Raw genomic sequence first — 8,447 nt, forward strand, 5'->3', positions numbered from 1 at the left:
GGGTGGGGGTGAGTGGGGGGGCGGGTTTGGGTCCGACCCCGGCAGCCGACGAAAGGCTCACGTGTTCAAGATGCCGTCGTTTGCGCCGGTCGGGCGCCGGACCGCTCAGAACTATGACTGGCTGTCTTCGCGGCAAAGCCGATGCCGCGGGCAAGAAAGTTGAGTCCCGTCAATGGGTTATCAAGCAGTTGATTCCTATCTATTTTTTGCTAAGTTGACCTCGGCGGGATACGCCGGAACTACCTCGGCCGTAAGCCCTAGAGCAAAGCGGCAATCGATCGGACGGCCGCCCTAGAAGTGGTGACCTATCAGCCAGATCGGTGCAGACGAGGCCGGGGCCCGCCACACTTTAAATTTGATATCCGAACGCACGAAACAGCGGGCGATCCGTCTCCGGAATTTGGCCTTGTTCAGGCATTGGCAACAAAGTTAATCCGAAGTTGGCCTTTTCGGCTCCGTTGTGCGGGCGCGCAATGATCCGACGTAGCGCCAGGGCGGGAGCAGTTGAATAGTTCGGCATCCCGCTATTCGCCCCTTGCCAGAACGCTGACGCGAGTACGTCTGCCAGCTGCAACCCGGCGCGTTGATTAGTTGAAGTGACCGTGCAGCGGCTGTCGAGCAACATACCGCGGCTAACAGGTCGGCCGAGGTACAGTTCTCCCGCATCTTCCTGCCACTGCAACTTGGTAAAGAGATACCAACGTAGCTTTGCATAGTTATGTCCGCCACGTTGGGAAAAGACGAGTTCGATGGGTCGACGTTCACCATAATCGCTCATCGATTGGCCGACTGCCCATTCCGTAACGCGTTCGAGCAGGATGCGGATGCACCAATTGTAGAAGCGCGACGCTCGTTCATCGGTCGACAACCGTGCGTTGTAGTGCTGGCGCATATTTGTCTTATGCGAAGCTAGGACGAATGCTCGCAGCGGTTTGCTGCCGATGATTTCGCACACGTGTTGCCGCGCGCCCTGTGTCAGGTCACGATAATGTAAAACGGCCGTCTGACGCCCTTTCTGACCGTCGCGCGCCTCTCGTACCCAATCCACAATCAGCGGTTCGAGTCGAGGTCGAACGACTACCGCGCTAACAGTAAACCATTCGTATCGCGGATCACCGGTAGAATAACGTTTGATGCCGGGATCTCCTGCCTCATCGATGAAGACGATGTAGCTGGACGGAGTGTCTAACATCGATCAAATATAGCCGTTCAGAGAAAGTCAATCTACATTAACGTAAAAAGATCATGATGCTTTTTTAAGTAACAAATTGTCTTATTTCTGCTCGGTTTTTCTATAGTCCCGGGAGCGAGCTGTCGCTCCACGACAACCGTCGGATAGGTTTGATTGGTGGGATCGCCGGAATCGGCTTGATCGGAGGAATGGGGGGAATGGGCGGAATGGGCGGAATTTGCGGAATTGGATGAATTAGTCCAGTCGAAGCGCCTCGTTGCCAATACATGAGGGCGCCATTTCGATCACGAACGTGATCGCCTTCCCACCACCCTAAGTGTTGCCCCGAGTAATTGTAGACACTTCCATTTCTTAGCCAGGCCACATTCGCGCCGTTACGCGAAATTATTCTATCGCCATTTAACAAGAACGCAATTACCCGACCGGCCCGATCATACAGAGGTTCGCTGATCGCCATCAGAACACTCGATAGGGAATGTTAGATCTAACTACAGGAACTGTCCAATTTCTAGCGCTTAAGAAATGGTTGATACTATCTTCTATAGCAGCCTGGTCAGAGGACGGCCCAACGATCACCTTAGAAATTGGCGAGCTGTGATACTGATTAGGTGGGCTTCCCAATAATTCGGATATAGATCTTTCTATGGAGGGTCTTTGAACGCCGTTTTTCTCGAAGAACACCAAGGGATTGCCGACGTGCTCACCGATGTCTCCGCGGATTAACCGCACTTCTCGCTCGTGCTTGTAAGCTTTGTGTTTGATGACGCTAGGTAGCCAAAAGACCTTATTCCCAAGCAGTTGTCCCATCTCTTGCTGCTTCAACCCATCGGTAAGATCAATTTCGTGAGAAATCGTAGCGACCTTTACCAGAAAATCTTTCACCTCACTTTTGACGAGAGCGATTCCGTCCTCTTCGCCATACACGACGCGACGAGGTAGGGAGGCAAAATTCTGCAACTTTGTAAGCATCGCCGTCGATTCGACATTGAATACTAGCGCAATTCCGCGGCCGTCTGAGCCGTATAAGCGCCATTGACTCAATTCGCCCACGTTCTCTTCTTCGGCATCCATAACTTCGGACATACAGAATACGAACGGTTGGAACTTTCTTGATGGAAAAATTGCAAGGCAGTTCCGGATGATGATCAGATCATCACCAGATTCCTCAGATAACAAATCTTCCAAAGCCTTAGTAACAACCGACTCGCCAAATAGGAATTCGGAAGGGTCGTTCGTGCTTTTAGCAGAGGTGAATCGCAGTCGCGCTGACTCCGTAATTCCATAGAATCCGGCAAGTGACGTGTAGTGCACAAATTTTGCCTTACTCGGCAGCAAATGGGCGACTTGCTGTTCGAGGCTATTTGAAATTTCGTAGATTTTTTCCGGCTGCGATGCCAATTGCCAGTTTCTCCGTTTGACTTGAGGGTTGTACAGCTATGGCGCCAACCTGCCAAAGCTAATTGTGTCTAAATTGGTTGTGTCGATCACAACCGAACCGGCGCGTCGTAAGGCGGGTCGGTCGGCCATAGGAGGTGCGGTGCCTTTACGGTGGCATGTACAATAAACCCCAAAAAACAGGCGGGATTGGCGATCAGGGAGTCACGGTGGGGAGTCGCGGCAACAGTTTACTAAATGCACGGATCTACAGCGGAAGTGAGCAAGCGCCCCCGCCTCGAGGTCGGCCCGAAACCTAAGCGCCGCGCCGCCGCCCCTGCGCCACCATCAACCCCCCAAGCACCACCGCCACCGTCAACAACGCCGGCACGTCGCCGAGCAGGTGGCCCCGCTGCATCGGATCGCCGACCGCTTGCACCGCCATGATCAGCGCATGCACCGCGCTCGACACCACGGTGAACCAGATCAGCGAGCTATTGGCGGCGGGATTGCGCGCCGCGACCATCAGGAAGACGCCGAGCGTCGCGTACACGCCGACCATCATCATGAAGTAATGCGATGCCATCGGCGCTCCCGCATGCCACGACCAGCCCGACGGCCAGACGATCGATAGCGGATAGAGCAGGCAGGACACGAGCCCGAACACGAACAGTGCAATTTGCAACAGGCTATACTTGCCGATCATCGGACGGCCCTCCCCACAGGTAGACTGAACCTAGCCGGCGAAACTCGCAAGCTGATGTGAAAGACCAGGTTCGCGATGGGGCTACCCCTGCTTCGGTGATTCAGTCAGATGTCATTGCATAGGCACAGGCTTGCCGCAGGCGCGGTACGGAGACGAGCGTCCCCTTATCCTCACTCCACCGGCGGCGCATTGTGTTCGAACACGTAGCGCACCCGATCCACGCATCCCGTCAGCCCGCGTGACGATTTCGGCAATGTCGCGCCTTGCAGCATGAAGATTGCCTGCTTGCCGAAGTCTTCGCTTGGCTGGGACGCCAGGACCTTGAGATTGCCCACCGCGCCCCATGGCGCCACGTCGTATCGCACGATCGCCCACCCTTCGATCATCCGCCGTCGGTAATTTTCCGGGAACTGAAGCGAGAGCGGTTGCGTCCATTGGTGCGGCTCCTCGCAGGTAGCGTCGGCGGACCGGAACGCCGCTTCCTCGGGGGCGGGCGGTGCCGCCAGGGTCAGAGGGGGTCGCCGATAGGCATAGATGCAGCCCGTCCGCGGGCCATCGGCGAACTTCCAGCGTTGCATCGCCTTGGCCGACGCCTTTGCCAGAGCCGCATTGCCGTTGCTGCCGATGATGTGCACGTTCGTCGGCTTGCCCTGGCGATCGATGTCATAGCCGATAAGCGTCCATTCGTGGATGCCCGGCGTTCCGGCAATCTGCGCGTAATTGGGGAATGCCGACAGGAGCGGCGCGACCGTCGGCGCCTTTGCGCAATCGCCGGCCGGTTTGATCCGTGCCCAGCCCTCGTTGGGCAGGGCTCCGCCGATCGGCGAGATCGTATACGAGATCAGGTCGCCGACCGGTGCCTCCGCCAACGACATCGTCTTTGGCGTGTAGGTGATCTGACACGACGCCTTCGCGCCGCCGGCGAACTGGCTCGCCGCAAGCGCCGGGGCGAGGTCGTCGCCGAAGGACACGAAGTCGGAATCGATACGCTCGATACGCTCGATCGACAATGGCCGACCGCTCGCGTCGATCGTGAAGCGGAACGTCACCGGCTTAAATTTGAACTGGGTCGGCCAGAACAGATTGTTGAGCGGCCGCCGCACCAACGGACCGAGCGCGATCGGCGCACCGCCGCATTGTGCCTCAGTCGGTGACCAGGTCACCAGCACGCGGCCCAGGCCATTGGGCTGGATAGCCGGTGCCAACCCCTGCTGAGACGCCATGGCCGCCGTCGAGCAAAGGCCAAGTATAGTCGCTGCTCGCAGGATCATGTTGTTGCTCCAAGGCGGTTTTTCCTATCCTGACCGGCTTCGGGCAAAACGCAATGTCTCAATCGCGCCGAACTGAACCTAACGGCGGCACGGCACCTTGTGGCTTCCGTCCGCGGTCCTATCCTGTCGCCGGAACATCGAGGAAAGTTCGAGTGGAAGCGAAAACAGGCCTGAGTACTCGCATCCTAACCTACCTCCGCACGAACGGCGCCCACGTCTTCGTCGAGGCGCTGGTCAATTTCATCCTGCCCTTCGCGATCTACTCCTACGCCGAAGCCCCGCTCGGCGACGTCCGCGCGCTGCTCGCGTCGTCGGCGCCGCCGATCGCGTGGAGCCTGGTCGAGTTCGCGCGCCACCGCCGGGTCGATGCGCTGTCGGTGCTGGTGGTGGCCGGCATCGTGCTGTCGCTGCTGGCGATGATCGGTGGCGGCGGGGCCAAGTTCCTGCAGCTGCGCGAGAACCTCGTCACCGGGATCATCGGGCTGGCCTTTCTCGGCTCGGCGCTGATCGGCAAGCCGCTGATCTACCAACTCGCGCGGGCGAGCATGCGGCGCAAGTCGGAAGGGGAGGCGCAGGAGTTCGAGGCGCTCCAGGTCCATGCCGGCTTCCGCCGGACGATGACGGTGATGACGTTGGTGTGGGGCCTGGGCCTGCTCGCCAATGTCGCGGTGTCGGTGGCGCTGGTCTTCGCGCTGACCATCCGCACGTATCTGATTGTCGGACCGATCGTCGGCTACGCCACGATGGGCGCGCTGACGCTGTGGACGTTCCTCTACGGGCAACGCGCGAGACGTCGCGGGGAGGAGCGCCGGGCGGCGATGGCGGCCGGCACGAGCAAAGCGCCGAGTGAACGTTAATCGGGCGCAATCGCCCATTGGCCGTCGGCATGCCGCGCAAAGAAGCATTTGAAACCGTCCTCGGTGCTCCGCGCCAAAAGCGCCGAGTCTGCGTCGGCTGGCCAGGTCGCTGGGCCGCCATCCACGCCCGCGCTGCGGCAGATAATGGCATCGTTCTCCAGCGCCCGATCGTCGGGATCGGCGAACACGCGATATCGCACAGGCGATGACGCGCCCTCCGCCACTCCGTTGAGGTGGCGCAGCAAGGCGATCAACGGCGCGGCGGCGGCGGGCGGAGGATCGATCATGCGGTTGACCGCGCGCTGCCTGTTCACGCCCAATGCGCTTGGTCGGCGCTTGAACACCTGCTCGACGCGGGTTTTCAACAATACCGGCGCGCGATCGGTGCAGGCCTCCAGGCACGTTTTATCGAACCGCGCGACGATCTCGACCGAGGCGTAGCGATAGATCGGGTCGAAATCCGTGCCGATCTCGCGCCGGCTGCCGACCTGCCTGTCCCATTCGATCGCAAGGCACTTGTTTTCCGGCTTAACCGCCCCGCTGGCATCCTCGGGACAGATCGCGCAGTCGAAATGGGTGCATTGGTCGATCTGGCCGCGCAACCGGAGCCACTTGCCGTCGAACGCGGCCGGTCGGGCTACGACGTCCTCGATCCGCGCCACAGCCGGCACGGCCGCACCCACCAGCAAGGCCGGCAACAGCATCGGCATAGTCACTGCTCCACGGTTCTCGTCAACTCGGCATCACCAGGAATTGTGGCGCTTTTCCGGACGCCTTCGCGGAAGCACATGCTAGCTGTACCTTCAACGGTGCAGGGCGAGCGGCGGATGCCGGTTCAGTCCGGTATTGGACGCCAATCCCCCCACTCACCGCCGCGGGCGATACAGGACGCTCGCCGCTCCGCGCGCCTCGACCGCCAGGAACAGGCCCGCTCCGGTCACCATGATGCGCCCATGATGGACCTCGTCGATCTTGGCGCTCAGCTGGAAATCGCCCTCCCGCCGCTCGGCCAGCGCGCGCCGCGCCGCGGTCAGGACGTGGTCGTAATCCTTGGCGAAATTCTCGGTCAGCGCGGCCTGGATCGAGCCGATCGTCTCGGGATCGGTGAACAACGCGACCAGCAGGTCGACCGCCTTGCTGTCGCTGCGCGTCTTGATCTGCAGGGCGTCGACCCGGATCACTTCGGAATCGGGTTCGTTGAACGGCAGGCCGGTCAGCCAGACCTCGCCGCGCCGCTCGCCCAGATAGCCGCTTTTCAGTTTCGCGCGGACCGGCACCCCGACCGCCAGACGGCCATTGTCGGTCGCGTAGATCGTGACGTCGCCGAATTTGACGTCGACCGCGCCGAGCTTGGGCAAGGTGATGCCGCGCGCGGCGCGCTTGGCGAGCGCGCGTTCGACCACTGGCTCCAGCTCGCCATAATCGGCGAGCACGGGGATATTGAACCTGAGCCCGCGCTGCCCGATCCGGGGAGAGGCGGGCGGTAGCGGCGCGGGTGGCGGCGCGTCGGGCTTGATCCCGACAAAGGTCTCCGCATTGGCTTCCGCCGCGATGGTCAGCAGCAGGTTGCGGCCCTGCACGCTATAGCCCTGAACGCCCAGCCGCTGCGGGGTGACGCGCATCCACACCGGCGGCTTGTCGCGATTGAGCAGCAGGGTGCTGAACGCTCCGCGCCAGGCCGCCGCCACCTTGTCGCGCACCTGAACCTTGGCGAGTTGCTGTGGCAGGCTGCGTTCCAGCCCGGCGATCACGCCCGCCAGCTTGGCATCGGCCTTGCTGACGAAGGTGATGCGCTTGCCCAGGATCGTGACCCCGGGCGGGTTGGTCCAGTCATAGGCGATGCGCACCGTCGCGGTCGGCTGCCAGGCGCGAGTCATCCCCAGCTTGGCCACCGCGCGGACATTGGCGGCGCCGGTCGCGGTCTCGCGCTTGATGATCCCGCCGACATCCTGCGCGCTGACCGTGGCGCGGACCGGCAAGGTGATGACGATATCGCCGCCGCTGCCGCCCAGCGCGATGCGGCCGCGCGTCACCTGGCCGACGATGCGGCACGACAGATCGGGCGTGACCTTCAGCTTCTTGATGCCGATCCGGCAGCTACCGTCCTTGCGCTTGATGGCGCAGGCGGTCAGGCGCTGCGCGGGCACGCATTTCTCCTCGCGCTGGTCGATCGACCAAAGGGTCTGCGGCGTGGCGCGGTTGAGCTCGCTCTCCAGATCGGCGAGCCGCACGTCGACCGGCACCACCAGGGTGGAGGTGAGCTTCGGCATGACCGGCGCCGTATCGACCCGTGGCGGCCGCGGATCGTTCTGGTCGCGGCCGCATGCCGCCAGCGCGATCGTGAGCAACAGCAACCACTTGCCGCGCATAGCTCGTTCTCCCTGTTCGCTGCTCCGATAGCATGGGGCGGCCGGGCCGCGAGCAAAATCGCCGCCGCGCAACGCTTGCGGAACAATCGCGCCGCGCCGATACTTGTCGCGATCGGACCACAGGGAGAAACGGGATGCGCGGACTGGCGGCGATGATGGCGCTCGCACCGATGATGCTGGCGGGATGCACGGCGAACGGGACAAGCACGGAACCCCCGCCCGCGGCGGCAGGACGGATCGCGACCGCGACGCTGATGACTGCGGCGGGCAAGCAAGTCGGCAAGGTGACGGTGCGCGAAGTCGATGGCGGCCTCAGCGTCGCGGTCGATGTGCTCGATCTGCCGCCCGGGATGCACGGCGCGCATCTGCATACGGTCGGCAAATGCGAGGCGCCCGATTTCGCCAGCGCGGGCGGGCATTGGAACCCGACCAACATGAAGCACGGATCGATGAACCCGCAGGGGCCGCACGAAGGCGACATGCCCAATTTGATGATTGGCGCCGACGGGCGCGGCACGCTGACCACGCGGCTGGCGGGCGGCAGCTTCGACGCGCTGATGGATGCCGATGGCGCCGCGATGGTCATCCACGCGGCCGCCGACGATCTCAAGACCGACCCGTCGGGCAATAGCGGCGCGCGGGTCGCCTGCGGGGTGCTGGCGAAGGGGTAGTTCGTGC

General features: G+C 61.8%; 9 protein-coding genes. 2 read left to right on the top strand and 7 right to left on the bottom strand.

All coding sequences use genetic code 11. The features are described from left to right. Positions 1-349: 349 nt before the first annotated feature. The 5 genes from SMA01S_RS24365 to SMA01S_RS23660 form a co-directional block, all read right to left on the bottom strand. Positions 350-1,192: a DUF3800 domain-containing protein gene (locus tag SMA01S_RS24365; RefSeq protein WP_084250538.1), complete on the bottom strand. Its 843-nt coding sequence runs from the start codon at positions 1,190-1,192 to the stop codon at positions 350-352. A 100-nt stretch (positions 1,193-1,292) separates the two neighbouring features. After that, on the bottom strand, positions 1,293-1,649 hold the full coding sequence (locus SMA01S_RS25425; protein ID WP_369405681.1) for a 4-fold beta flower protein: 357 nt from the start codon (positions 1,647-1,649) through the stop codon (positions 1,293-1,295). Next, positions 1,649-2,590, bottom strand: coding sequence for a DUF2971 domain-containing protein (locus tag SMA01S_RS24370; protein WP_157094121.1), 942 nt, complete (start codon positions 2,588-2,590; stop codon positions 1,649-1,651). Before SMA01S_RS24370 ends, SMA01S_RS25425 begins: the two co-directional genes overlap by 1 nt. A gap of 292 nt (positions 2,591-2,882) precedes the next feature. Beyond that, entirely contained in the window at positions 2,883-3,272 is a 390-nt protein-coding gene (locus SMA01S_RS23655; RefSeq protein WP_066827885.1) for a DUF6632 domain-containing protein, read from the bottom strand. Between the two features lie 170 nt (positions 3,273-3,442). After that, positions 3,443-4,495: an energy transducer TonB gene (locus SMA01S_RS23660; RefSeq protein ID WP_066827887.1), complete on the bottom strand. Its 1,053-nt coding sequence runs from the start codon at positions 4,493-4,495 to the stop codon at positions 3,443-3,445. 200 nt (positions 4,496-4,695) lie between these two features. Between SMA01S_RS23660 and SMA01S_RS23665 the strand changes: the two genes are divergently transcribed. Next, positions 4,696-5,400: a VC0807 family protein gene (locus SMA01S_RS23665; RefSeq protein ID WP_218016949.1), complete on the top strand. Its 705-nt coding sequence runs from the start codon at positions 4,696-4,698 to the stop codon at positions 5,398-5,400. On the opposite strand, the gene SMA01S_RS23670 is transcribed toward SMA01S_RS23665, so the two are convergent. Together SMA01S_RS23670 and SMA01S_RS23675 are read right to left on the bottom strand one after the other, a co-directional pair. Continuing rightward, positions 5,397-6,110: a hypothetical protein gene (locus SMA01S_RS23670; RefSeq protein ID WP_066827891.1), complete on the bottom strand. Its 714-nt coding sequence runs from the start codon at positions 6,108-6,110 to the stop codon at positions 5,397-5,399. The two genes, SMA01S_RS23665 and SMA01S_RS23670, sit on opposite strands and share 4 nt — an antisense overlap. Positions 6,111-6,266: 156 nt before the next feature. Beyond that, a complete protein-coding gene (locus tag SMA01S_RS23675; RefSeq protein WP_066827893.1) occupies positions 6,267-7,769 on the bottom strand; it encodes a DUF4403 family protein in 1,503 nt (500 codons plus the stop codon). Between the two features lie 134 nt (positions 7,770-7,903). On the opposite strand from SMA01S_RS23675, the gene SMA01S_RS23680 reads away from it, so the two are divergent. Continuing rightward, positions 7,904-8,440, top strand: coding sequence for a superoxide dismutase family protein (locus tag SMA01S_RS23680; protein ID WP_066827894.1), 537 nt, complete (start codon positions 7,904-7,906; stop codon positions 8,438-8,440). Positions 8,441-8,447 lie beyond the last annotated feature (7 nt).

Source organism: Sphingomonas mali NBRC 15500 (assembly GCF_001598415.1).
Lineage (GTDB): Bacteria > Pseudomonadota > Alphaproteobacteria > Sphingomonadales > Sphingomonadaceae > Sphingomonas > Sphingomonas mali.

Excerpts from the sequence above, each read along its gene's own strand:
- SMA01S_RS23655 (WP_066827885.1), bottom strand. The coding sequence starts at position 3,272 with ATGATCGGCAAGTATAGCCTGTTGCAAATTGCACTGTTCGTGTTCGGG.
- SMA01S_RS23680 (WP_066827894.1), top strand. The coding sequence starts at position 7,904 with ATGCGCGGACTGGCGGCGATGATGGCGCTCGCACCGATGATGCTGGCG.
- SMA01S_RS23670 (WP_066827891.1), bottom strand. The coding sequence starts at position 6,110 with ATGCCGATGCTGTTGCCGGCCTTGCTGGTGGGTGCGGCCGTGCCGGCT.
- SMA01S_RS24365 (WP_084250538.1), bottom strand. The coding sequence starts at position 1,192 with ATGTTAGACACTCCGTCCAGCTACATCGTCTTCATCGATGAGGCAGGA.
- SMA01S_RS25425 (WP_369405681.1), bottom strand. The coding sequence starts at position 1,649 with ATGGCGATCAGCGAACCTCTGTATGATCGGGCCGGTCGGGTAATTGCG.
- SMA01S_RS23675 (WP_066827893.1), bottom strand. The coding sequence starts at position 7,769 with ATGCGCGGCAAGTGGTTGCTGTTGCTCACGATCGCGCTGGCGGCATGC.
- SMA01S_RS23660 (WP_066827887.1), bottom strand. The coding sequence starts at position 4,495 with ATGGCGTCTCAGCAGGGGTTGGCACCGGCTATCCAGCCCAATGGCCTG.